Here is a 24,638-nt window from a genome sequence, read left to right as displayed (position 1 = left end):
CTCCTATAAAATTTTATGTTGTTTTAGATATTCAATTATATTGTCAACGCATTTTTCTTCAGTATCCTTATACGTTTCAACCGTAATTTCTGGCTTTTCTGGTTTTTCATAAGGTGAATCGATGCCAGTAAAATTTTTGATCTCACCATTTCTAGCTTTTTTATATATGCCTTTTGGGTCTCGTTTCTCACAGACTTCAATAGGACAATCTATATATACCTCTACAAAATCTTTCCCTAAAAGCTTTCTTGCATTATTTCTATCCTCTATGAATGGAGAAATAAATGTTGTTATTGTTATGATTCCTGCATCAGCAAACAGTTTTGCAACTTCTGATACTCTTCTTATATTTTCAGTTCTGTCTTCACTTTTAAAGCCAAGATCAGAATTAAGACCATATCTTAAATTGTCTCCATCCAATAAATATGTCAAGTACCCCATTTCATAAAGCTTCTTTTCAAGTGCAGATGCAACCGTTGACTTACCTGAACCTGAAAGTCCAGTAAACCATAAAACTGCACCCTTCTGTTTTAACATTTTTTCTCTATTCTGTCTTTTTATTTTAGTTTCCTGCCACACTACATTTGTACTTTTTTTATTATTCATACTCTCACCTCAAATTGCTTCCAGCGCTCTATCTATATCTTCTAATATATCTTCGATATCCTCTATTCCTACTGATAGCCTAAGAAGATCATCATACACCGCCATCTTTTCTCTTTCTTCCTCTGTATTATTAATGCAAATTGTAGATGCTGGATGTATTATAATTGTTTTGCAGTCACCTATATTAGTAGTATCTAGTATAAGCTTTAATTTAGCTAAAAACTTGTATGCATTTTCCTTTGTTCCAAGTCTAAAGGTAAGTATTCCTGAAGCTCCATCTGCATAATATTTTGTTGCCAAATCATAGTACTTTGAGCTTTTAAGATTAGGATAGTTAACATTTGTTACCTTGTCACTTTTCTCTAAATACGATGCTATTTTCATTGCATTTTCACAGTGCTTTTTCATCCTTAAAGATAAAGTCTCAATTCCTGTTAGTGACAAAAATGCATTAAAAGGTGACATTGATGCACCAATATCAAGTCCTGAGGTACTTTTTAGCTTGGCAGTGAATGCTAATTTATCATACTTTTCAGCATACTTTTGAAAATTTTCATATCTATGATTTTTATACTTTTCACTGCCACAATCAACAATCATTCCGCCTATAGCATTTGATGTACCATTGATATACTTTGACGTTGAATGAATTATAACGTCTGCTCCGTATTTTGAAGGATTTATTAGATATGGCGTCGATATTGTAGAATCCACCATGAAAATTATCCCTTTTTCCTTGCATACTCTTCCCACTGACTCAATATCCAAAATATCTAATTTAGGATTGCCTATAGTTTCTGTATAAACAAGCTTTGTATTTTCGTTTATATTATTTAAAAGTGTCTTTTTGCTTATGTCTTCTAAAAATATTACCTTAACTCCAATATTCTGTAAGTTTGAAATTAGAGTATAGGTACCCCCATAAAGTCCTGTTGAAGCAATAATTTCGTCCCCGGGATGAACTATATTGGTTATTGCCATATATATAGCACTCATACCCGAAGCTGCCGAAGTTGCAGTAAGTCCTCCTTCAATGCTTGCCATTCTTCTTTCGAACTCCAGTACTGTTGGGTTTGAAAATCTACTGTATACATAACCAGGAAACTTTCCTTTAAATACATTCTCTAGCTCCTGAGGTGAACTATGCGCATATGCATTTGACATATATATCGGAACATTAGTTGCTCCTGTATTTTCTAAATTATAGTTTCCATGAATAAGTTTTGTTGAAAATTTCATACCTCTACGCCCCTTGTTATCTTATTATTTAACGCTTTTTGCATGTCATATAAAACATATTACTTTACTATGTAATGATGTAAAGTTCATCTCTGTATGTCAACTGAATACCAATTGCATAAGCATGTACTTTATTTCCCAATAATTAAGGTTTCGCGCCTATATAATATTAAAAAAACTTCTCTTAAAACTTTTGATCATTTTAGTTAAAATAGGGTAAAAACTTAATTTTCACCCTATTTTAACCACTTAATTCCTACTATATTAATATGAATATTATGTTTTAATTTACATTAAATTTATCACTTTACTATGGAAATGTCAATAATTTTTAGCACATCTATAATTATTTTTATAATTTATTCATTTTTAAGTAATTTATTAAGCCTTTCTACTAGAACCAATTGCCCTTGGGATATGGCTGTTAATTCCTTCATGTCCATGATTGTGTCTTTCAAATCTTCTGTTAACATATTTGAACATAGTAATATATCCTTAGGGATTTCCTCTATGGATTTATATACCTTTCTTTCATCATCTATAATATCCTTAACTCGAAAGAAAATATAATCCACATCATATAAAACTTCAAACAATTTATTAAAATTACTTACATATTTATTTTTATCTATTTCAAGTATATCTATTTCATAAGAGTTAGTGCTATTAATTTCTTTTACTAAACACTTACCATTATATATGGCATCTTCAAATTTATCTTGTAGCTTGTCTATTATTTCCCTTATATTGTTCACGGAATTATATGATTTTTCTGTAAATAACCTTATTTTATCTGATATAATGCTAAATTCTTTTATCTCTTTGCTAACTTTCATAGATTGAGCATATGCTCTAGAAACTAAAGTATTAATATTCTTATATGAATCTTCAATGATTCTATAAACTTCACCAGGTGTCTCAAATCCTTCTTTACTACTATTTTTTACTCGATTTTCGTTCTCATCTCTTTGACTCTTTAATAGTATATTTTTTATAATATTATCTAATTGATTTCCAAAATCCACAACTTTATTTAAAATAACCCCTAGTTCATCCTTTCTACTCATCTTGTATTCCATATCTACAGCCTCACTCTGGAAAATTCTATCAATAACATTTAATATCTTATTTAACATACCATGTATGTCATAAAACACAAAGCTCGCAATTAAAGTAATTACAAAAAAGGCTATTAAAACTGTAACTATAGAAAACTCTAGATACTTATCTATAAGTTTATTTTCCTCTATGTATTCTTGATTTATGTTTTCATCCATAAGTCTGTCTAATGAATCTATAATATCTGCTCTTATATCCTTATTTTTATTTAATTGAGCTTTTAGCTCATATTGATTATCATTGTCACCATAATTTTGTATCTTCGTAAGCACTGAGTTGTATTCATTTATACCTGTACCTATTTTGTTTATTAATCCCTTATAATTATCCAAATGCTTTACTTTATCTATTCTTCTATCCAGTTCAACTTTACTATATTCATGTGTGTTTCTATCGTAAACATATTGAACAATGTAATCTTGTGATATTCCTAAATCATCCTTCAATGAATTTATTACTTTCTCATTATAGCAATAAACCGAATTTATATCTCCACGCTTCTTTGAATACTCTGCTCTTATCTCTATCATGAATAAAACCACTATAACTATTAATAGTACATTTATCAATAACAAACTTAACAACTTAGACCTAATTGTAAAATTTCTAATAAAGCCCATACTATCTCTCCTCATTCCCTTTATACTCCTTAACATCAAATACAATTACATATATATATACTGTCATATTTTTATTAATGCCCATTAATATATTATATATGTTTTTTTGTAATATTAAATGTTTTTTTGTCGTTTTGTGGATATTTATTTTCATATAAAGGGTAAACTCTTTATTTGATTAACTCCAATGTTATAATTTGTAATTATTTTTAGCTTTTAATTATATTAATATTATACTTTTCTTTAGAATTCATATTTATATATACTATTGATCTACATTGTATTATATTTTAGAGAGTATTCATTAATATCTATATACTCGAACTTATTTACATTAAACATTTTTTATGAATTATATATCTTACCAATTAAAATAGATAAATTCTCCGCAAAATACCCCCATGCTAAATTCATAGCATGGGGGTATCCCTTATTAATTACTTCTAAACATATTAACTATAGTTGACGCTTTTGTAAAAATATAACTATGCACATGTATCTACTTTAACCACTTTGAAGCTTCCAATGCGTAATAAGTTATAATCATATCAGCACCAGCTCTTTTAATTGATAATAAAGATTCAAGTGCTATAGCCTTTTCATCTATCCAGCCCATTTTGGCTCCAGCCTTTATCATTGAATATTCACCACTAACGCTGTATGCAGCAACTGGAACATCAAATCTATTTTTAGCAGTTCTTAATATATCAAGGTACGCTAGTGCAGGCTTGACCATTATTACATCAGCGCCTTCTTCAATATCATCTTCAATCTCAAGCATAGCCTCTCTTGCATTTGCAGGGTCCATTTGATAGCTCTTTCTATCTCCAAATTTAGGTGCAGAATCCGCAGCATCTCTGAACGGACCATAGAACGCAGAACAATATTTAGCACTATATGCCATTATAGATACATTCTTATATCCGTTTTCATCAAGAGTAGTCCTAATTTCTTCAATTCTACCATCCATCATGTCTGACGGTGCAATCATGTCAGCTCCCGCCTTTGCATGAGAGAGTGCGATTTTTCCTATATATTTTAGAGTTTCATCATTATCAACATATCCATCATGAATAATTCCGCAATGTCCATGGCTTGTATATTCACACATACATACATCTGTTATTATAAATAGATCTTTATCAATTTCTCTTATTTTTCTTATTGCCTTTTGAATTATTCCATTCTCATCAAAAGCAGAAGAACCAATTTCATCCTTATAATCTGGTATTCCAAATAAAATTATACCTTTAACACCTGCATCATTAATTTCAGAAATAACCTCTGGTAGCCTGTCTAAAGAATAATGATAATTATTAGGCAGTGATGGTATTTCCTTTTTTATATTTATCCCTTCTACCACAAAAAGCGGATAAATAAAGTCATTAGGGCTTAATGTAGTCTCTCTTACCATATCCCTTATATAGCTATTCTTTCTTAATCTTCTATGTCTTCTAAACATGGTAACCCTCCTTAAAATTATAATTTTTTCATAACGTCTAAAAATCTTTCTATGTCTTCTTCTGTATGTTTTACTCCTAAAAACATTGCTTCAAATTGAGAAGGTGGAACATAAATACCGCTTGTTATCATATGCTCTGCAAACCTTGCAAACATTTTTGTATCTGATGCTTTTGCATCGCTATAGCTTTTAACTTCCTTAGCCTTATTAAAGAATATAGTCATCATATTCACACATCTGTTTACAACCAAAGGTATTCCTTTTTCTTTTGATATTTCTAATATCCCAGCTTCAAGCTTACTTCCTAGCTTATCCATATAGGTGTAATACTCAGGATTTTCGTGAAGCTGTCTAAGAGACGCATATCCTGCTGCCATAACAACTGGATTTCCAGACATGGTTCCAGCCTGATATACAGGTCCAAGAGGAGATAACTGCTTCATTATTTCTTTCTTTCCACCGTACGCTCCACATGGGAATCCACCTCCCATTATCTTTGCAAAAGTTATAAGATCCGGAGTTACACCATATAAACTTTGAGCACCTTTATAAGCAACTCTAAAGCCTGACATAACTTCATCAAATATCAATATACTTTGATTTTCTGTACATAGCTCTCTAAGCTTTACTAAAAATTCTTTTTTTGCTGGTATAACTCCCATATTACCTGCAACTGGCTCAATTATTACCGCTGCTATTTCATCCTTATACTTATTAAATAACACCTCAACACTTTCTACGTTGTTATACTCAGCTATAAGTGTATTCTCTATGCTTCCCTTTGGAACTCCAGGTGATCCAGGTATATTTTGCGTTAATACACCTGAGCCTGCCTCTACTAGAAAGCCATCAAAATGACCATGATAGCAACCTGCAAATTTTATTATCTTATCTCTTTTAGTATAGCCTCTTGCAAGCTTTACTGCACTCATAGTAGCTTCTGTACCAGAATTAACCATCCTAATCATCTCTACATTATCTACTGTAGTACATATATACTTAGCAAGCTTAAGTTCCAAGCTTGTAGGTGCTCCAAAGCCTACACCCTCATCTAAAACTTCTTTTACCTCATTCAAAACCTTTTGATTTTTATGTCCTAAAATCATAGGCCCCCATGCTTCTATAAAATCAATATATTCTTTTCCTTCTTCATCAAACAAATGCGAGTCCTTACCACTTTTTATTATAGGAGGATCAATATTTAAATCCATATACGCTCTTACAGGACTATTTACTCCTCCTGGCATATACTCTTTTGATTCCTCAAAAATTTCTTTATTTGTCACTGTTCAAACACTCCCTAATTATTGCATCTACACTGCATTCACTGCATGTAGAATATTCTGCATTTATTTTTCCAAGCTCTCTTCCTGTTATAGGTCCTATGGCGATTATACTCTTTTTCTTTATGTTCTTTTCTCCAAAAAGAGCTATCATATTTTTTACCGTTGATGGACTTGTAAAAACAATTGTATCAGCATTTTCAAAAGCAGCCTTATCATAAAGCTTTCCAGGAACTGTTCTGTATATAAAACACTCGTCAACACTTAACCCTAAGCTTACAAGTTGTTCCTTTATATACTTTCTAGAATTTTCACTCCTGGGGATAAATATCTTATCATCCTTCTTTAAATAGCCTCTAATCTCATCAAAAAGACCTTCTCCATTGTGTTTTCTAGATACTATCTCTGGAACAATTCCTCTTTTCTTTAGCGCTTCTTTTGTAGCATTTCCTATAACTGCAAACTTGGCCCTTACTTTTCTTACATCATAATCCTTTGAAGCAAGATAATCAAATAAGACCTCCACAGCATTTACACTGGTCAAGATTATATAATCATACTCTGAAATTTTATTAATGTATTCTTCTAAATTTGAGGCTGTATTTTCTATTTCTATAGAATGTACTTCTGTTACTTCTGCTCCAAGGTCAAGAAGCTCTTCTCTCATAGTTTTGCTTTGATTTTTAGATCTTGTTATACATATATTTCTGCCAAAAAGAGGCTTTTTCTCATACCAATTTAGCTGCTGATTGAAACCAACAACTTTTCCTACTACTATTATACAAGGTGAAGTCATATTAGCATTATCACATTTTTCTTTTATATCACTAAGATTTCCTATAACCTTTTTCTGAAGACTAGTAGTTCCCCTCATTACAACAGCGCAGGGCATTTTTGAATCCATTCCATTTTCTATTAGCTTTCTAGTTATATCGTTAAGCTGCCTATATCCCATTAAAAATATCAGTGTCCCATCAATTTTAGCCGCTGCACTAAAATTTATAGAATCGTCATTGGCTGTTTTTGCCGTAAATACATGAAAGCTTCTTGCTATGCCCCTGTGCGTTACAGGAATTCCAGCATAATTTAAAACAGCTACGGGAGAAGTAACCCCTGAAATCACTTCAAATTCTATATTCTCTTTTAAAAGACTTAGTCCCTCTTCCCCTCCTCTTCCAAAAATATATGGGTCTCCTCCTTTTATTCTACCAACAATATGTCCTTCTTTAGCTAGCTTTATTATCATTTCATTTATCTCATCTTGGGTTTTATAATGACACCCAGGCTCTTTTCCACAATAATAAATCTCACACTTTTCATTCAAATATTTAAGTATTCCCTGTCCTACAAGTCTATCATAAAGCACAGCTGTGCATTCTTTCATTTTTCTTATTGCCTTTAAGGTTATAAGCTCTTCCTCTCCAGGTCCTGCTCCTATTATATAAACCTTACCAGATCTTTTCATTACTTATCCTCCAAAATTTTTTCTGCAAGTGTTTTCCCTAAACTCATATAGTCCTCTATATTCCCACTCACATCTTTTTTTACCCTTCTTCCATCAATTTCGTAAAATCCCAATACATTCATTTGCCCATTAACTATTTCAGCATAAGCTCCAATTGTAGAATGGCAGTCCCCATTTAAAGTTCTCATGAAGCTTCTTTCTGCTTCAACACACATTCTGCTATTCTTATTATCTAACTTTCTAAATAAATCTCTATTCTTGTTTTCCTTCTTTATCTCTACTCCAAGAGCTCCCTGTCCAACAGCTGGAATCATTTCCTCTACAGAAAAATAATCTGTAATTATATTCTCCATATTAAGTCTCTTAAGTCCTGCCGCTGCAAGTATTATTCCATCAAGCTTTTCTTCTCCCATTTTTCTTATTCTGGTTTGAACATTTCCTCTTATGGGTACAACCTTTATATCATCTCTTAACATTTTAAGCTGAGCTGCTCTTCTGTTACTACTAGTTCCAATAACCGCTCCATTTTTTAAGTCCTTAAAATGAGTCCCGTCTCTAGATACAAAGACATCCCTTACATCAACCCTTAAGGTGACTGCCGCTATTTCAAACATATCTGGAACCTCAAAAGGAACATCCTTCATACTATGAACTGCTGCATCCGCTTTATCCTCTAAGAGAATTCTTTCTATATCCTTTATAAAAAGTCCTTTTCCCCCTATGTCCGCTAGTGACTTATCTAGGATTTTATCTCCAAGTGTTTCCATCAGTAGCTTTTCAGAGGAAATGCCATATTTATCTTTTAATACATTAATTATTAGTTCTGTCTGCACCTGAGCAAGCTTGCTCTTTCTAGTTGCTATTGTAAGCTTCATTATATAATTCACTCCCCGTTCAATTCTCTATAAAACATCTGAAGCACTATATCCGCTTTTCTTTTCTTATAAAAAAAATAAAAGTCATCTGAACAAACAAAGTTCATAATTTCTTTTTTTCTACTTCCCTTAATTTTATTTCTTATGTTTGCTGTATATTCTGAAAAATCCTCATATCTTTTAATAAATGTCATCGCTTTATCCAAAACATACTTTGAAGTTTTAGGACTTTTATATCTGGATTTAATAGAAAGCGAAAACATTTTTGAATCATTTTGATACGGTACAATATATAGTCCCTTTTCAGGCTCACCACAGTCCATATACATTTTATTTATATAATCGCAATCCTGCCTTATTTTATCATTTAACTTAAAATTATTTGTTGCTATTATAATTATATGGTAATGCTTAAGATAATCTCTTAAATACTCTCCTTTTATCAGTTTTATATTAGGAAATCCACTAAGCATATTGAACTCTTCCTTGAATTCCTTTGAAACTATAGTAATTAAACAGCCCATTTTAATAAAGTTTCTTACCTTTATAAGAGCTGCATTTCCTCCCCCTATAACTAGAATTTTTAACTTAGGAGAGACAAGCGCTATAAATAAATTTTCTACTTCTGAAATATCCTTCTTAATATCCTTAGGCAATCTTCTCCACGCCCTTTCAATTGCTCCTCTTTAAGCACTTCTATTGCTCTATTTATATATACATTTGACGTGCTTTTTATGAGCATATTTACAAGCATATCATTATCCTTTGTAGCTTTTTTATTCTTAAAGGTTTCATATCTTCTTTTATTTACGCTTTCACCATACAGCTTCAATTTTATAATATCAGGAACTATTTCCTGAACCTTTTGCCAATCATAGAACTCTACAATATACTTGGACATTATATGTCTATTGGCCATCATTATTTCTTTTCTCTTTTTTCTGTTATTATTATCTATCATGCTTATCTGATCTATGTCATATATATCTATATTATTTCTACCATAAACAGTCTCTTCAACATCTCTCGGTACTGCCAAATCGAAAATAGTGAATTTCCTGTAAGGAAGCTCTTTCTCCCATATTACAGGATGAGGTGCTGACGTACAGGAAATCATACACTCTACATCATCATAGTAACTATTCTTTTCATTAAAGGAAAGGACCTTTATTCTTTTATCTTTTATACTTACAGCTGCTTTATTTCTAACAACAATATATAACACATCAAAATCACTTGATAATATATATTTGCATACTAGAGAACCTACATCTCCAAAGCCAAAAACCATAAATCTTCTTAAGTTTTCCTGTCTTGCCTTATTAACAGCTATCGATGCAGATGAAACAGGTATTCTATTAAGCATAGATATACTTCTAAATTCTTTACCACAGGTAATAACTAACTGGAACAGCTTCTTTAGTTCACTACCTGAAGTTTTATTTTTAAGCGCAGTATCATATGCAGCTTTTATCTGCCCTAATATCTGATCTTCTCCTAAGATAAGAGAATCAAAGCCACATGCCACTTCCATTAGATGATTAATTGCCTCATCACCTTTACAATAGAAAAAATTCTCTAAAAAATTTATGTTCCATCCCATCTTTGAAAAAATCTCTTCTATAATTTGTTTCCTATTCTTCTCACTATTAAAATATATCTCAATTCGATTGCATGTACTTAATATGACAACTTCATTGCATACCTCCTTTAAAAGTACATCCTTATCTCCTATTCTTTTCTCTATTATTGAAAATTTTTCTCTTATTTCAACTTTTAAATCTCTTTTCAATGCTAAAAGTTGTATCATAAATCTCCGCAATAAAACATTTTAAAGCGGCTTCCCTCCCCGCCTTTATATATTTCAGTATAATTATACTAAACCTATCTACATTATATACTTTGAAAAGTCAATAAACAACAAATATAATGTGCTTATACATGCAATGTAGGGAAATCTATATTAATGATTTCCCTACATTATTATCAAACTAAATACTTATTTACAATACTTTTCAATTTCTCATCGTTACTTTCTACCCAATTATAAAACTCCTCGCCGCTTTCATGCACAATCTTTGCAATATCATATAAAAGGTAAGGAACTTCTTCCTTTAAAACATCTCCATAATAATCTCCAAGCCTTGTAGCTCCACTTTTTAATTTTCCTTTAAGATATAGCTCAAATACATCCTTAACCTCTTCAGAAACCCTCTTCTTCTTTCCACAAAAACCTATGCCGCTTATTTCATGGCAACTACATGAATTAGGACATCCTGATATATGAACTGCCGGAAGAACATCATACTCAAATTTCATCTTTTTAAAGTAATCTATTATATTTCTTAATGTAGCTTGGCTTTCTAGAAGCCCTATTTGGCAGGTTGGTACTCCTATGCATGCTGTAGAGTACTCAAGCCTTGTATTTCCGCCTATATGTTCTGTAATTTCAAGAATCCTTTCAGCCTCATTACCATTTAAATTCCTTATATAGAATCCCTCTGACATTGAAAGCCTTATCTCCACATCTTCAATATTGCTGGTTTCTTTTAATATATCCTCTAAATCCTTAATAGAAAGCTGTCCACCAACTGGATGAACATACACACTATATAATCCATTTTGCTTCTGACTAATTAGTCTTTTATTCTTAACAGTAGTTTCTATTCCATGCTTTGTATATGCTTTTTTATCTATTTCTAAATCAAGTTTTTCTTCACTCTTTACCTCAGATAAATATTTACTATAACACCTTATAAACTCTTCTTCTCCCATTCTTTCTAGTATGTATCTTATACGAGCTTTTGCCTTATTCTTGTAATCTCCCTCATTAATAAATAGCCTTGTCATAGCTTCAACGTGATAAAGAACATCCTTTGGCTCTGCAAGTTCTATAAAAGTAGCTGCAACCTTAGGATTTCTTCCAAGTCCTCCCCCTATGAATACCTTAAAATATTCATGTTCATTTTCTTTAATCGCCAAAAATCCTAAATCTGCTATAGTTGCATGTCCTATATCATCAGCATTATTTGAAAATGCTACCTTTAACTTTCTTGGGAATTTGTAAGTATATATTTTTTTCAAGAAGTGCTTTCCCACAGCTTCTGCATAAGGTGAAACATCAAAAGCTTCATTCTTATCTACTCCACTTAAAGGAGAAATTGCAACATTTCTTGGAAAGTTTCCTCCTGCTCCTCTTGAATATAATCCGTTTCTTATTCCTTCTTCCATTATATCGCAAACAGTATCAATTGAAATTCCATGAAGTTGAATAGCTTGACGTGTTGTAAGATGAACTGAATCGAGTTCATACCTTCTTGCAAAGTCACGAATAAGTTCAAGGTCCTTTCTTGATGCTATTCCAGAAGGTATTCTAAGTCTTATCATGAATTCTTTTCCGCTTCTATGGGCATATACTCCCATTCCACCTGATGCTCCTTTAAAATCAACTTTACTTACCTTTCCATCTAAAAAATCATGTCCAAGCTTTCTAAATTCCTCAATTTCACCTAGTAAAATTTCATTTAATTCTTTCATCTATACCTCTCCTGACTTATTTTCACTATTTCAATTTTTCATTGTAGTAATATTGTAACTATAGTATACTTTATTACAACCAATAAGTATAATATATATTATTTATTATACCTATCACAATTTCTTATGGGTGGTGAGATTTTTGGTAGAAGAATTAAAAACGTTTATTGCTGTAGTAGATAACAAAAGCTTTACTAAGGCAGCAAACTCAATCAATATATCACAACCAGGTGTAAGCCTCCACATCGCCAATTTAGAAAAATATTTTGGTACAAAGCTGATAGAACGTTCCAATAAACAAAGAACTATATTAATCACAAGTACTGGTAAAATTCTTTATAAACGTGCAAAACAAATACTCTCGCTTTTAAACGAAACAAAAGAAGAATTGAATAACTATACATACTCTCCCTCAGGTACATTAAAGCTGGGTTCAAGTATGACTATAGGCGAGTTTATTCTTCCTAAAATATTAGGAGATTTCATAAAAGAATATCCAAATGTTAAGATTGAGGTAACAATAGAAAACACTAAACATATATATGACAAATTTAAGAACTACGATATTGATGTAGCTTTAATTGAGGGAAACGTTCCTTTAGAAAACTATATGTTAAAAAATTTTTATAAAGATACTATGGTGGTTGTTTCTCACTCTTCTTTCAAATATGATAAAAACATAGAATTAAACAAATTCCTATCTAATCAGACCTGGATACATAGGGAAGAAGGATCTGGAACAGGAGAAAATCTAAATACTTTTTTAAATATTGAAAACATCTATCCTAAAAACATAATAATTTTAGGAAGTAACTATGCAATTAAACAAGCTGTAAAAAACAATTTAGGAATAACCTTTATTTCATCACTTGTAGTTAAAGATGATGTTAAAAATAAGGATTTAAAGATAATTCCAACAAAAACTGAATATCATAGATACTTCTCATATCTCTGCCATAAAAACAATTTATCTAAAGTAGCTGAACTTTTTATTCAAAAACTAAATGACTTATGATTTCTTTACCATCTTTACTAACAATGCTAAAATCCCCGAGGTTATAAGTGGTCCTACCGGAACTCCCCCTAGAAAGGCTGCTGCTGCAACGGAACCTAAAATAAGAGAAGGCATAACGTCACTGTGACCTTGGACTGTAAGATATCTAAGTCCAACTCCACTTAAATATGTTGTTAAAAAGGATAATACTAATGCTGTTATTCCAACAAATGAAACTAAATTGTTTTTTATATCTATAGCCTTTACATTTCCTTGAGCTATAGGTATAAGTATAGCTGCTGTAAGTAAAACTAATCCCCAAAACATTCCTTTATCATTCAAATAAGGAAAGATATATTTATCTAACCCTAAAAGCTTTAAAATTAATAATGCAGCCACAGAAATAGCTACAGATGTAGCTTTACCTACTATTGATATACCGAGTATTACTACTAAAATTATGTTTGATTCCAATTTACATCATTCCATAACAAGATTACATTAATTATTATTCAAATTTTTTTAATATATTCCGAGTTATCCACAGCATTAAATATTTTTTAATACTTATCCACATTATCCACAAGTAGCTGTCAATAACTATTTTTATTAGGAAAATAAAGGACTGTTTAAAAATGATTTTCTACCATTTTTAAACAGTCCTTTTCATAGCAAGTACAATATGTAAAGTTGCCCCAATTACCTTTAATTATATTGCACTAAAAGCCCCCTATATTATTTACTATTCGTTTGAAGGATTTTCATTAATCCAACTCATCATACCTCTAAGTCTCTTACCAACCTTCTCTATTTCTCTATCTGCCTCTATTCTTCTTCTAGCATTAAATGCTGGTCTTCCTGTCTGATTTTCAAGCAACCAATTTTTTGCAAATGTTCCATCTTGAATTTCAGTAAGTACCTTCTTCATTTCTGCTCTTACGTTATCGTTTATAAGTCTATTCCCTACAACATAATCTCCGTATTCTGCAGTATCACTAATTGAATATCTCATTTTAGCCATTCCGCCTTCATACATTAAATCAACTATCATCTTCATTTCGTGAAAACACTCAAAATATGCATTTTCAGCTGAATATCCAGCTTCTCTTAATGTATCATATCCTGCATTTATTAATGCACATATTCCTCCGCAAAGTACTGCTTGTTCACCAAATAAATCAGTTTCAGTTTCTATTTTGAAGGTAGTGTTCATAACTCCTCCTTTAGTTCCACCAATTCCTTTACCATAAGCTAATGCTATTTCTTTACCTTTTCCAGTATAATCTTGGTGTACTGCATAAAGACAAGGAACTCCTCCACCCTCTGTATATTGCCTTCTAACTATATGTCCTGGTCCCTTTGGTGCTATCATAAGTACATCTACATTTTTAGGTGGTACTATTTGATTGTAATGTATGTTGAAACCATGAGCAAAAAATAGTGCATCACCTTCATCTAGATTATCTTTTATGCTTGCTTCATATATTTGTTTTTGTTTCTCATCTGGTAAAAGTATCATTACAACCTGAGCCTGCTTTACGGCATCTGCAACTTCATAAACTTCAAACCCATAATCCTCTGCAACTTTCCATGATTTACTTCCATCATATAGTCCAACTATTACATTGAGACCACTTTCCTTTAAGTTTAAAGCATGGGCATGTCCTTGACTTCCAAAACCTATAATTGCTATTTTCTTATCCTTTAAATAATTTAAATCTGCATCCTCATCATAATAAACTTTTAATTCTTCCATAACACTTTTCCTCCTAAAAAATATTGTTTATAATAATTTTTAATATTATCTTATTTAAATATTCAATTGAATAAAAATTATGACAATTGAAATTTTATGAATATTTTGTATAATAAATCTGTAGAAATCCGTGGGTGCTATTCAATTAAGAATATTTAGAAATTTATTTATATAAAAAAACGGCCAAAATTCCCTGCTTGGGGCGAGAATTTTTGGTCGCGCGGTACCACCCAAATTTTTTACTTAAATAATAACGGTTCAAACCGGAAAAAGCCTACTGAAATTCAACTTTCGACTCAAAGGCTACCTTCAATAGCTATATTTATGAGTTCCCACCAGTATCTCACTCTCTAAAAAATAATCACTATTTACTCTTCCTCATCATTGTCTTTGTAATTACTATTTATTTTTAAAAATTACTGCACTAACATTTACTGTATGTGACGATAATAATACCTAATTGATGTAATGTCAATAGTTTTTTTGTTTTTTTAATAAAAATTCTATTTAAACGTTGTATCTATAACAATTTGTCACTGTATTTACCCTTTTTTAATAAATTACAAATTATATTCTTACCCTAATTATAATAAAATAGTTTCATAATATTGAAATTTATGTAATGTACTTATGGCAAAAATGGGCAGCCTTCAAAAACTACCCATGCTTATGTTATTTTAAAGTGCCAAATTCGTATCCTTGAACTTTCAAATAATCTATTATACTTGGAAGTGCCTTCGCTGTTTCTTCTTTTCCATAAGTATCATGCATTAAAATAACTAATTTATTCTTTCCATAAGAGGTTTTCTTAACATTTTGAATCAATTGTTCTGCCACCTTAGGTTTTCCTTCTGCATCATAATCATAACAATTCCAATCTATATCTACTAGTCCTCTTTGATTAAATATCTGCTCAAGTTGATTTAGATTAGCATCTCTAGTGTGTATTCTTGTGATTCTGCCACCAGGTATTCGCAGTATTCTAGTATTAAATTCTTGTCCCAAAACACTTTTTAGAGCAAAGTTTGTAGCATCGATTTGAGAAATAAATGTTTCTATATTTGTTTTGTTATTAGGAAATAGTTCATTAGGATTATGATCATATGTATGATTACCTATAGAATCACCATCATAGAACATTCTTCTAACAAGTTCCTGTGACTCATTGCTTAATTGTATATTAGAACCTATCAAAAAGAAAGTTGCATTTACATTTTCTCTCTCTAATGTATCTAATATTTTGGGTGTAACAGTTGTGGATGGTCCATCGTCAAATGTTAAATATGCTATCTTTTTCCCATCATTCTTATAAACCTGTTCAGTTAACGTTCCTGAATTTCCTCTACGGTTTTCTAGATTAGCCATAGCTTCACGAGCACTTGTTACTATCATATAACTTTTTTGAAAATCCTTAGCGCTATATACCTGATTGTCATCTACATTCTTTTTACCTTGCAACTTAAATACTGCTGCTATCACTGCACTTAATAAAACAATTAATGCTATAACTACTATAAATACACTTTTTAATTTTCTTTTTTGTTTGCTTCTCATTAATGATTCTCCTTGAAATCTTGCTTATTTATTTTTTTATGCAAATTTCCACCCCATATTTAATTAACCAGTAGATCTTACTGTTATTAGAAATCTCAACCCTAAATTTGAATGAAGCTTTATGATTGCTTCATTCCCCTATATCTTGTCCATAATGGCAGTCTACCTAAGGATTTATTATTAACAGCCGCTGCCATATAAGTTCTATTCTTCTAAGCTTTAGAATAACCCTCAAGCACTCTCGTTAAACCTTTCTCTTGTAGTCCAATAAATCATACATAACTGGTCATTGATAAAGACATTATGCATATCTTTTCTTTTGTAAATATATTTACTACATGTACCTTGATGTCCTACAATAAGCTTTATATTACAAGGAATATTATTTATTATAAGATTTTGCCGTTTGAGTATTGTCAGCGTACATCATATGAATGCTTATTTAATATTTCACAATATTTTGAGGGGTCCCATCAAGCCACTTAACTATATTTTCGAAGGTTATGTGCGCTCTTCTTACCATGGCTTCTTTTGTTGCAAAACCAACATGCGGTAACACAACTGTATTAGGTGCTTTAAGAAGCCTATACCCTAAATCAAGAGGAGGTTCTTTATCAAACACATCAATTCCAGCTCCAGCAATAGTTCCATTTTCCAATGCTTCTGCCAAAGCCTCATTATCAACAATTGGCCCTCTTGCTACATTTATTAATATTGCTGTTTTCTTCATTAGCTTAATTTTCTCTTTACTTATCATTCCTATTGTTTCTTGTGTTTGAGGAACATGGACAGAAATCACATCACTTTTAGCTAACAACTCATCTAATGTCACATAATTAACTCCAATTACTTCCAGTTCTTCTTTCTTACTTCTGCTATATGCTATAACCTTACAGCCAAAAGCTTTTGCAATCCTACAAACTGAAGCACCTATTAATCCTGTGCCTATTACTCCAAAGGTTTTACCACTTAAATCACTTTGAGAAAAGCCATTTTTTGTTTTTCCTTCCCTTGTTACTTTATCCAAAGGAACTATATTTCTTAATACAGAAAAAACAAGTCCAAAAGTTAATTCAGTAACTGATTCAGTGCTATATCCTGAAGCATTTGAAACCACTACTTCTTTATTATTAAGAGCACTCAATTCAACATGATCAACTCCTGTAAAAGCTATAGACATCATTTTTAATTTACTATCAGAATTTATTACCTCTGCCTTAAGTGGCATATTTGCAAGCACTATTACCTCTGAATCCTTTACTCTTTCTTTTAATACATTTGTATCTGTACTTTTTTCATTATAGATTACAATTTCATGTCCTCTATCTGTAATTGTTTTTGCAATACTTCTAATTTCTTCTTCAGAAATTCCAAGTGGTTCAATAACTGAAATTCTCATACAAACGCCTCCATTTAATCGCAAAAATATTTATTAATGCTTTTTTAACAATTCCTTTGGTATATGACAATATCCATTAGGATTCTTATCAAGATATTTTTGATGATATTCTTCTGCATCATAAAAATTCTTTAAAGGCAATATTTCTGTAACAATTGGAGCATCATATTTCTCTTGTTCTTTATCTTTAGACTCTAATATGACTTTAAGGTCTTCTTCATCTACATAGTAAATTCCTGTACGATATTGTGTTCCTTCATCGTGTCCCTGTCTATTCTTCAATGTTGGATCTACTACCTTCCAGTAAGCATCTATTAGTTTCTCAAGTTTTAATTGTTTTTCGTCATATTCTATATAGCAAGCCTCTGCATATCCTGTACTATCTGTACATACATCTTCATATGTTGGATCTTCAGTATTCCCATTTGCATAACCTACCTTTGTATTTAAGACTCCATCAATTGTATTGAAGTATGCCTCAACTCCCCAAAAGCATCCTCCTGCAAATATTATTTTTTTCATATTAAATCACTCCCATTTTTATATATTTATAAAACTAATTCAATTTCTCATATAAATCAAAGCCTAATATCTCTCGATTTATACACTACAACTCATCTATATTTGGTTCTACGTGAATAATTGCATTCCTTATATTAAACTCTTCTTTAAGAATTTTTTCTACAGCTTCCGTAATCTCATGACTCTCCCTAACACTCAAACCAGGGTCAACTAATATAATGGCATCTAATAAAATACTATTTCCATGTACCCTTGCCCTAATATCTTTAATATCACTTACGCCATCTATATCCTTTATAATTTTAGTTATATTTTCAAGTTTTTCTGGATCAAACGCATCTGTAAGATTATTTACCGCTTCACGGAAAATTCCAAAACCAGTCTTACATATAATTATTCCAACTAAAACTGCTGTTATTGAATCCATCCATGGGAATCCGAATTGAGATGCAAATATCCCAAATGCAGAACCAAAACCAACCATTGAATCTGAAAGATTATCTTTTGAAGAAACCATAAGTGCCGAACTGTGAATTTTATCAGCTACAGACCTATTATAACGATATAATGTATACACAACACTGGCACAAATCAACGATACAATAGCTGCTTTAATATCAGGCTTTTCATTTCTTAGAAATATAGTATTTTTAACTCCATTGTACACAACATCGACTCCAACTGCAATCATTATTAACGATGCTAGAAGTGATGATATAGTTTCCGCCCTCAAATGCCCATATGTATGCTCTTTATCTGCTGGTTTTCTCGCTATTTTTAGCCCTACAATAATTGCAATAGCCGCAATTATGTCAGTAGAACTATTAATTCCATCTGCTTTAAGTGCTTCTGACTTAAAAAAATAGCCCATAAAAAACTTAAAGATTGAAAGTACTACATATATAATTAAACTGATACGGACACCTCTCTCTGCAATTTTAAGATTCTTATAGTTATCCTCCATAAATATTTTCCTTTCTTTTTTTACTTTTATTATTATGTTCACCCTAACTAAAAATAATTAGTGTATTTATGGTATAATTACAATAAAAAGGAGGTATTGATATGTCCAATTATGAAAAGGTTTATATAGGCACTTATACTAATGGAGAAAGCAGAGGCATTTATAGTTTTAACATTATTTCAGACTCTAGAAAAACAACAGCTCCAATATTATCTTGCGAAATAGAAAACCCAACATACCTCACCTTTAATATGAATAATAAAACAGCTTATTCTGTTATTAAGTCAGGCAATTTAGGAGGAGCAGCTTCATTTTATGTAGATGATAGAAATAATCACCTTGAACTCTTAAATTGTAAATTTGGTTACGAGAATCCACCCGAAAGGTTTTCTGGAAAACAACCTTGTTATGTCTCATTAGATAAAACGAATTCATATCTGTTTTCTGTAAATTATCATACATCTAGAGTAGACGTTTTCCCTATAAGAAATGATGGAAGCATTGATACTGTATCTTCATTTGTGATCCATGAAGGCTTTGGTCCTAATAAAGAAAGACAAGAGACTTCTCACGTTCACTGTGCTGTAACAACACCACTTAACGACTTTCTTTGTGTTGTAGATCTAGGAACCGATAAAATAGTACTTTATAGGTTTGACGATGGCATTTTATGTAGATTTAATGAGTTTAAGTTAAAGCCTGGTTGTGGGCCTAGACATATAATCTTTCATCCAAACGGAAAAATTGCATATATAGCTACTGAACTTAGCTCTGAGGTTATAGTCTTAAAGTATTCTCCCCTAGATGGTTCCTTTGAAGAATTGCAGTACGTATCTTGTTTACCTACTGATTACACAGGTAAAAACGGAAGTGCTGCTATCCATATATCAAGGAATTCAAACTATCTTTATGTATCAAATAGAGGTCATAATAGCATTTCCTGCTTTCATGTAGATAATTCAACAGGACTCCTTACTCTAAATTCAAACACTTCCACTTATGGACTTTCTCCTCGTGACTTCGATTTATCATCTTCTGGTAACTTATTGATAGCAGCTAATCAAGATTCAAGTAACCTAACAATTTTTAGTGTTGATCAAGTTAGCGGAAACTTAAGTAAAATAACTTCTGATATATACGTACCAAATCCTGTTTGTGTGAAATTTTATCATGATAAATGATACATTTATCTTTCAGATCTTTTAATAACAATAGCTACATTGTTTTCAGTCGTAGCCTTGTAAAGATAACATGGATTTTGCACGCAAAAAATAAAGGCTTCTGATTGATTAGTGTACTTAACTACACCATAAAGCCCTTTCCATTCGTTATCATCATCTATTCTAACTATATCGCCTGGTTCCATACTGACCTCCAACTTTGTAATAATATCTACAATTACAGTATGGACCTTTTTTATGTAATTAATTCAAATCTCTTCTATGTTAACCCCTAGAAGCATTTTATTTTTAAAAACACAATGATATCTAAATTCGCCTTCTTCCTTAAGCATCTTAGGAAGATATTTAGGTACATTTGCTGCAATTCCAGTATTTTCAGGATTCATTACCCAAGATATCTTTTTCCAATCTAAAATCCCTTCTCGTGTTTTTACTGGTACAGAATAATTATAATTTGCAGGAACCTCTATCAAAAAAAGATACATGCCACCAATATCTTTATCTCCTTCATCCCATGTAACTATGCCTTTAAATTTGGCCTCTTGAAACTTCATTCCTGTCTCTTCATGTATCTCTCTAAGTATGCATTCCATTGGAGTTTCACTATTTTGAAACTTTCCTCCAACACCATTCCAACTTCCCATCCAGCTAGGCTTTTCTCTATTTAAAAGAAGCACTTCATCTTCTCTTTTTATAAAACAAATGGTATACCTAAGTTGATCCATTTTTATCCTCCTGAATCCTAATAACTATATATGCAATAAAATAAATTACTATAAAAAAAACTTTTTTATAAAACAAAAAGATTGGCACTATACCAATCCACAATATGTTATATAATCTCCTGACCTATGTCAAGTAAGTTAGCAAAAATATATGAGAGAGAGTCTCCTAGGCAAATCTAGGTATGTACCTCAATTACTTTAATGATAACATTAAAACTTCATTTTATCAACATATTTTTCATTTTTTATTCTATATTTATGCACATTTCTATAAATATATTACACCTTTATAGAAATTTTTAATTTAGAATTCAATATTTTGTTGACGAAATCACTATTCAGAGTAGCCACATGCCTTCCCAACCTAGCTTTAGATACAACTTTAATTTGCTCACATAAAATTGTTCCCGTTATCTTATTTACTTCGCCATGTACGAGCTTGTAATCCCCAGGTCTTAATTCAATATGAGTTGATATTTTTTTAGGCCTATTAGAAATCGGAACAATTATTGTAGTTGGTCCCTTTTCATTTCCAGTATCGTTTTGTATTATTATTGCAGGTCTTATTTTGTTTTCCTCAGAACCAATATTTTCTCCAAGTTGGCAGGTCCATATCTCTCCACGCTTAGGTATAGTACCATAGCTTGATTCAACATTATTATTAATAGCTATTTTATCATTCGCCCATTTTATGTACTCATAAACTTCCTTAAGATTATATGCTTTTTTCTTGAGATTTTGTATTTGACCATTATTAGATAACTTATCATTATTTAGCTTAACATATAATTTTAACTGCTGCTCAATCTCTTTTTTGGTTTCTTTAATGTAAGCCTGAAGTTCATCATCCCTCATATCCTTGATTCTAGTATTTTTCAAAAATAGTCCTCCTTCCCCCTTCTGCTTTTTTATATGTATATTTTTATTTTTGAAAATTTTCTTTAAATTTATGTGCTAATTTTTATAATTATTACTCAACCCTGTTGTAATTAAAAAATCATAATTTCAAAAAGATTTTAGCGTATATAGTATATATTATACCATAAATAAATCATGTAAAATATTAGCAAGGTACTATTTATAGAATTTTATTTATAATTTTTATAAGTGTAATACAAAAACTTGAATACTTAACTTAAAAATCATTTGTTAAATATCCAAGCTTTTACATTGTCCAAATAAACAAATTTAATATATTATTATAAACAACAATTATATTATTATTCCAACCATAAAATTTTCGGAACAAATTTCTCACTACTTATCCTAATTAAACTATACGCTAGACCAACAACACCATTCATCAACGATATATTTTCATTTGCATAAGTTATTTCTTTATTTATAGTTGGTTTTATTTTCTTTTTAACAAGTTCATTGAATGTCTTTATGCAACTACTATTCAACTTTTCATCACTTAAGATAGCTGCAGTATGCTTCAATACTTCAATGATACCCATATCATCACAACAAGAAAAACTATTGCCAAACCCGTTATTAATAATATACTTACTAATTTGCTGTATTTCCCTGTCTATAGATTCATCTTGAAAATTTATTTTTTTCAAAGTAACTCTCCCCATAAGAGTTATAAGTATTCTTCTATCCCATCTAGCAAAGATATCTTTATATTTCATTCTTTGAATACTGAATAATTCTTTAATCTTTTTTACTAAACTACGTTCACCTGTTAATTCTAATAGTTTTGCAAGGGTAAGTATTATAGCATCATTTAAGTACACGTCATTTAACGCCATTTGTTTAGAACTCATATTCCCTGTTATCTTTTCCATACATATTCTAATTAAATTCATTATAATATCATTGAATTTATTAGAATCCTTATCTTTATATATTGATACTAAAACACATGATACCCCACATAAACCATTTGTTATATCTATATCCTTGCTTTTTTGAACTAATATGTAAAGAGCTCTTATACCGTTTTCAATAGATGCTTCTAAGTAATTACTACGCGTAACACTATATATCTTCCACATAGCGTATATCTCACCTGATATACCTTTAAAGGCACCTATATTAATATCGTCATTATTGTTTAAATTATTAATATGATTTATAGAATCTTGAATAGCTTCTATAGCTATTGCTTTATAGTAATCCTTGCCAGTAACAAGTCCTAAATACGCAAAAAACAAAGCTACTCCACTACTTCCGTCCATAAGGTCGCTACTTAGTGGAGATAATGAATAACCTTGATTGTTTCCGTCTCTAGTAGTGCTTATCCATGTCCTACTCGTGACAAAATCCTTAACACCAATAATTCCACGCTTAATCATATGTTCTCCCAAGTCATTAGCTATACTTATAAAATAGTTTTTATCTATTGTCTCCTTCCTTTCACTAATGCAGAAGTTTACTTTTCTCCTTGCAATTTTAACGCCTATAAACCTTATATCTATAAAATATAATTGTCTTTTTAAATCTTCTTCATTAAGCCCATATATATTTGTAATAACCGCTGATAATTTAAGTATATCTTCTTTAAATATAACCTTCATAACTTCTATTAATTCCAATTTATTATACATAATCATATTATAAATATACTCAAACCCGCATTTTATATGATATATCTCTTCTTCTGTTATAGACTTTTTACTTTCTGGTAAGAATTCTATATTGTATACAGAATACTTTACTAATTTTTCCGCTACTTCATTTGCAGAAAAATTAAAGCTTGGTACGTCATTTGTTGAATAAAACGCATCCTTAACCTCATCTAATATCGGACAATCTTCCATATCTATTATGTTCTTACTTTTAATTTTACTGCATCTTAGTACATATAGTATTAATAAAAGTTCCCCTGATTTAAAGTAATAATCAAAAATTTCTCTTTTACCTATAGAATTGATGGGTTTTATGTATTCAGAAAAACTACATCCTTCAGCATATAATATCTTTTTAACATATAAACTATGTTCTTTATCTACTTTTTGGTTGATCCATCTTATGAACTTGTTTATTATTTCCTCATCTTTTGATATATAAGATTGAAACACAACTTTTTCATTATCGGTAAAAGTTACTATAGCCCTTTCCTCCTTTTCATAATATTTTATTTCTTTGATTGCTACTTTATCTTCTGTGTTCAGTAAATTACTTCTTATAATTGAGTAATTTTCTCTTATGAGTCTTTTTACTTTTAGTATGGAAGTGAGCCGTCTACTATTACCACTTAAACTTATAAAATCTCCAACTGTTTCTATACTTTTTAATTCCATAGCTATTCCATTTTTTCTCCTTCCCAACATAATTACCATAATATGAATATATCATAAATATGTGATAGCTAATTATTTTTGTAATA

The 24,638-nt window shown here is 30.8% G+C and carries 22 protein-coding genes and 1 other annotated feature; of the genes, 2 read left to right on the top strand and 20 right to left on the bottom strand.

The features are described 5' to 3' along the window. Positions 1-3 precede the first annotated feature (3 nt). The 10 genes from cysC to CA_RS00520 all read right to left on the bottom strand — a co-directional run bounded on the left by cysC (position 4) and on the right by CA_RS00520 (position 12,206). Positions 4-606: an adenylyl-sulfate kinase gene (gene cysC / locus CA_RS00565; protein ID WP_010963430.1), complete on the bottom strand. Its 603-nt coding sequence runs from the start codon at positions 604-606 to the stop codon at positions 4-6. Between the two features lie 9 nt (positions 607-615). Next, positions 616-1,845 (bottom strand): O-acetylhomoserine aminocarboxypropyltransferase/cysteine synthase family protein, encoded by a 1,230-nt coding sequence (locus CA_RS00560; RefSeq protein WP_010963429.1) that lies wholly within the window; start codon positions 1,843-1,845, stop codon positions 616-618. A 359-nt stretch (positions 1,846-2,204) separates the two neighbouring features. Then, positions 2,205-3,599, bottom strand: coding sequence for a methyl-accepting chemotaxis protein (locus CA_RS00555; RefSeq protein WP_010963428.1), 1,395 nt, complete (start codon positions 3,597-3,599; stop codon positions 2,205-2,207). Positions 3,600-4,083: 484 nt separating this feature from the next. After that, positions 4,084-5,046 carry a porphobilinogen synthase gene (gene hemB / locus CA_RS00550; protein WP_010963427.1) on the bottom strand — a complete coding sequence of 321 codons (963 nt, stop codon included), beginning with the start codon at positions 5,044-5,046 and terminating at the stop codon, positions 4,084-4,086. Positions 5,047-5,063: 17 nt separating this feature from the next. Beyond that, entirely contained in the window at positions 5,064-6,332 is a 1,269-nt protein-coding gene (gene hemL / locus CA_RS00545; RefSeq protein ID WP_010963426.1) for a glutamate-1-semialdehyde 2,1-aminomutase, read from the bottom strand. Continuing rightward, positions 6,322-7,794: a uroporphyrinogen-III C-methyltransferase gene (gene cobA, locus CA_RS00540; protein WP_010963425.1), complete on the bottom strand. Its 1,473-nt coding sequence runs from the start codon at positions 7,792-7,794 to the stop codon at positions 6,322-6,324. Before cobA ends, hemL begins: the two co-directional genes overlap by 11 nt. Beyond that, positions 7,794-8,669: a hydroxymethylbilane synthase gene (hemC, locus tag CA_RS00535; RefSeq protein WP_010963424.1), complete on the bottom strand. Its 876-nt coding sequence runs from the start codon at positions 8,667-8,669 to the stop codon at positions 7,794-7,796. Before hemC ends, cobA begins: the two co-directional genes overlap by 1 nt. Before the next feature lie 8 nt (positions 8,670-8,677). Beyond that, a complete protein-coding gene (locus CA_RS00530; RefSeq protein WP_010963423.1) occupies positions 8,678-9,325 on the bottom strand; it encodes an NAD(P)-dependent oxidoreductase in 648 nt (215 codons plus the stop codon). Further along, entirely contained in the window at positions 9,289-10,479 is a 1,191-nt protein-coding gene (gene hemA / locus CA_RS00525) for a glutamyl-tRNA reductase (RefSeq protein ID WP_010963422.1), read from the bottom strand. The genes CA_RS00530 and hemA overlap by 37 nt, the downstream gene beginning before the upstream one ends. Positions 10,480-10,655: 176 nt before the next feature. Then, complete coding sequence (locus CA_RS00520; RefSeq protein WP_010963421.1) at positions 10,656-12,206, bottom strand: nitrite/sulfite reductase; 1,551 nt, start codon at positions 12,204-12,206, stop codon at positions 10,656-10,658. 142 nt (positions 12,207-12,348) lie between these two features. Here CA_RS00520 and CA_RS00515 point away from each other — a divergent pair, with 142 nt between their 5' ends. Then, positions 12,349-13,221: a LysR substrate-binding domain-containing protein gene (locus CA_RS00515; RefSeq protein ID WP_010963420.1), complete on the top strand. Its 873-nt coding sequence runs from the start codon at positions 12,349-12,351 to the stop codon at positions 13,219-13,221. Here the strand turns inward: CA_RS00515 and CA_RS00510 are convergent. The 6 genes from CA_RS00510 to CA_RS00485 form a co-directional block, all read right to left on the bottom strand. Then, a complete protein-coding gene (locus CA_RS00510) occupies positions 13,216-13,674 on the bottom strand; it encodes a DUF441 domain-containing protein (protein WP_010963419.1) in 459 nt (152 codons plus the stop codon). The genes CA_RS00515 and CA_RS00510 overlap by 6 nt on opposite strands. Before the next feature lie 268 nt (positions 13,675-13,942). After that, a complete protein-coding gene (ilvC, locus tag CA_RS00505; protein ID WP_010963418.1) occupies positions 13,943-14,956 on the bottom strand; it encodes a ketol-acid reductoisomerase in 1,014 nt (337 codons plus the stop codon). A 195-nt stretch (positions 14,957-15,151) separates the two neighbouring features. Continuing rightward, positions 15,152-15,350, bottom strand: a binding site (T-box leader). 278 nt (positions 15,351-15,628) lie between these two features. Then, positions 15,629-16,510, bottom strand: a complete 882-nt coding sequence (locus CA_RS00500) for a polysaccharide deacetylase family protein (RefSeq protein WP_010963417.1) — start codon at positions 16,508-16,510, stop codon at positions 15,629-15,631. A gap of 442 nt (positions 16,511-16,952) precedes the next feature. Next, positions 16,953-17,909, bottom strand: a complete 957-nt coding sequence (locus CA_RS00495) for a 2-hydroxyacid dehydrogenase (protein WP_010963416.1) — start codon at positions 17,907-17,909, stop codon at positions 16,953-16,955. A gap of 33 nt (positions 17,910-17,942) precedes the next feature. Then, positions 17,943-18,431: a peptide-methionine (S)-S-oxide reductase MsrA gene (gene msrA / locus CA_RS00490; RefSeq protein ID WP_010963415.1), complete on the bottom strand. Its 489-nt coding sequence runs from the start codon at positions 18,429-18,431 to the stop codon at positions 17,943-17,945. An 85-nt stretch (positions 18,432-18,516) separates the two neighbouring features. After that, on the bottom strand, positions 18,517-19,395 hold the full coding sequence (locus CA_RS00485; RefSeq protein WP_010963414.1) for a cation diffusion facilitator family transporter: 879 nt from the start codon (positions 19,393-19,395) through the stop codon (positions 18,517-18,519). Positions 19,396-19,496: 101 nt separating this feature from the next. On the opposite strand from CA_RS00485, the gene CA_RS00480 reads away from it, so the two are divergent. Further along, positions 19,497-20,576, top strand: a complete 1,080-nt coding sequence (locus tag CA_RS00480) for a lactonase family protein (RefSeq protein ID WP_010963413.1) — start codon at positions 19,497-19,499, stop codon at positions 20,574-20,576. Positions 20,577-20,581: 5 nt separating this feature from the next. Here CA_RS00480 and CA_RS00475 read toward each other — a convergent pair whose 3' ends face one another. The 4 genes from CA_RS00475 to CA_RS00460 all read right to left on the bottom strand — a co-directional run bounded on the left by CA_RS00475 (position 20,582) and on the right by CA_RS00460 (position 24,582). Continuing rightward, positions 20,582-20,761 carry a hypothetical protein gene (locus CA_RS00475; protein WP_010963412.1) on the bottom strand — a complete coding sequence of 60 codons (180 nt, stop codon included), beginning with the start codon at positions 20,759-20,761 and terminating at the stop codon, positions 20,582-20,584. Between the two features lie 63 nt (positions 20,762-20,824). After that, positions 20,825-21,301, bottom strand: coding sequence for an NUDIX hydrolase (locus CA_RS00470; RefSeq protein WP_010963411.1), 477 nt, complete (start codon positions 21,299-21,301; stop codon positions 20,825-20,827). 279 nt (positions 21,302-21,580) lie between these two features. Continuing rightward, positions 21,581-22,180: a type II toxin-antitoxin system PemK/MazF family toxin gene (locus CA_RS00465; protein WP_010963410.1), complete on the bottom strand. Its 600-nt coding sequence runs from the start codon at positions 22,178-22,180 to the stop codon at positions 21,581-21,583. A 341-nt stretch (positions 22,181-22,521) separates the two neighbouring features. Continuing rightward, a complete protein-coding gene (locus CA_RS00460; RefSeq protein WP_010963409.1) occupies positions 22,522-24,582 on the bottom strand; it encodes a lanthionine synthetase LanC family protein in 2,061 nt (686 codons plus the stop codon). Positions 24,583-24,638 lie beyond the last annotated feature (56 nt).

Source organism: Clostridium acetobutylicum ATCC 824 (assembly GCF_000008765.1).
GTDB lineage: Bacteria > Bacillota > Clostridia > Clostridiales > Clostridiaceae > Clostridium_S > Clostridium_S acetobutylicum.
Note: the sequence above shows the minus strand (reverse complement) of the source record. Positions and strands in the feature narration are given on the sequence as shown.

What these genes read in the sequence shown, in the direction of transcription:
- cysC (WP_010963430.1), bottom strand. Translation starts at nt 606, where the DNA reads ATGAATAATAAAAAAAGTACAAATGTAGTGTGGCAGGAAACTAAAATA.
- CA_RS00560 (WP_010963429.1), bottom strand. Translation starts at nt 1,845, where the DNA reads ATGAAATTTTCAACAAAACTTATTCATGGAAACTATAATTTAGAAAAT.
- CA_RS00555 (WP_010963428.1), bottom strand. Translation starts at nt 3,599, where the DNA reads ATGAGGAGAGATAGTATGGGCTTTATTAGAAATTTTACAATTAGGTCT.
- hemB (WP_010963427.1), bottom strand. Translation starts at nt 5,046, where the DNA reads ATGTTTAGAAGACATAGAAGATTAAGAAAGAATAGCTATATAAGGGAT.
- cobA (WP_010963425.1), bottom strand. Translation starts at nt 7,794, where the DNA reads ATGAAAAGATCTGGTAAGGTTTATATAATAGGAGCAGGACCTGGAGAG.
- hemC (WP_010963424.1), bottom strand. Translation starts at nt 8,669, where the DNA reads ATGAAGCTTACAATAGCAACTAGAAAGAGCAAGCTTGCTCAGGTGCAG.
- hemA (WP_010963422.1), bottom strand. Translation starts at nt 10,479, where the DNA reads ATGATACAACTTTTAGCATTGAAAAGAGATTTAAAAGTTGAAATAAGA.
- CA_RS00520 (WP_010963421.1), bottom strand. Translation starts at nt 12,206, where the DNA reads ATGAAAGAATTAAATGAAATTTTACTAGGTGAAATTGAGGAATTTAGA.
- ilvC (WP_010963418.1), bottom strand. Translation starts at nt 14,956, where the DNA reads ATGGAAGAATTAAAAGTTTATTATGATGAGGATGCAGATTTAAATTAT.
- CA_RS00500 (WP_010963417.1), bottom strand. Translation starts at nt 16,510, where the DNA reads ATGAGAAGCAAACAAAAAAGAAAATTAAAAAGTGTATTTATAGTAGTT.
- CA_RS00495 (WP_010963416.1), bottom strand. Translation starts at nt 17,909, where the DNA reads ATGAGAATTTCAGTTATTGAACCACTTGGAATTTCTGAAGAAGAAATT.
- msrA (WP_010963415.1), bottom strand. Translation starts at nt 18,431, where the DNA reads ATGAAAAAAATAATATTTGCAGGAGGATGCTTTTGGGGAGTTGAGGCA.
- CA_RS00485 (WP_010963414.1), bottom strand. Translation starts at nt 19,395, where the DNA reads ATGGAGGATAACTATAAGAATCTTAAAATTGCAGAGAGAGGTGTCCGT.
- CA_RS00480 (WP_010963413.1), top strand. Translation starts at nt 19,497, where the DNA reads ATGTCCAATTATGAAAAGGTTTATATAGGCACTTATACTAATGGAGAA.
- CA_RS00475 (WP_010963412.1), bottom strand. Translation starts at nt 20,761, where the DNA reads ATGGAACCAGGCGATATAGTTAGAATAGATGATGATAACGAATGGAAA.
- CA_RS00470 (WP_010963411.1), bottom strand. Translation starts at nt 21,301, where the DNA reads ATGGATCAACTTAGGTATACCATTTGTTTTATAAAAAGAGAAGATGAA.
- CA_RS00460 (WP_010963409.1), bottom strand. Translation starts at nt 24,582, where the DNA reads ATGTTGGGAAGGAGAAAAAATGGAATAGCTATGGAATTAAAAAGTATA.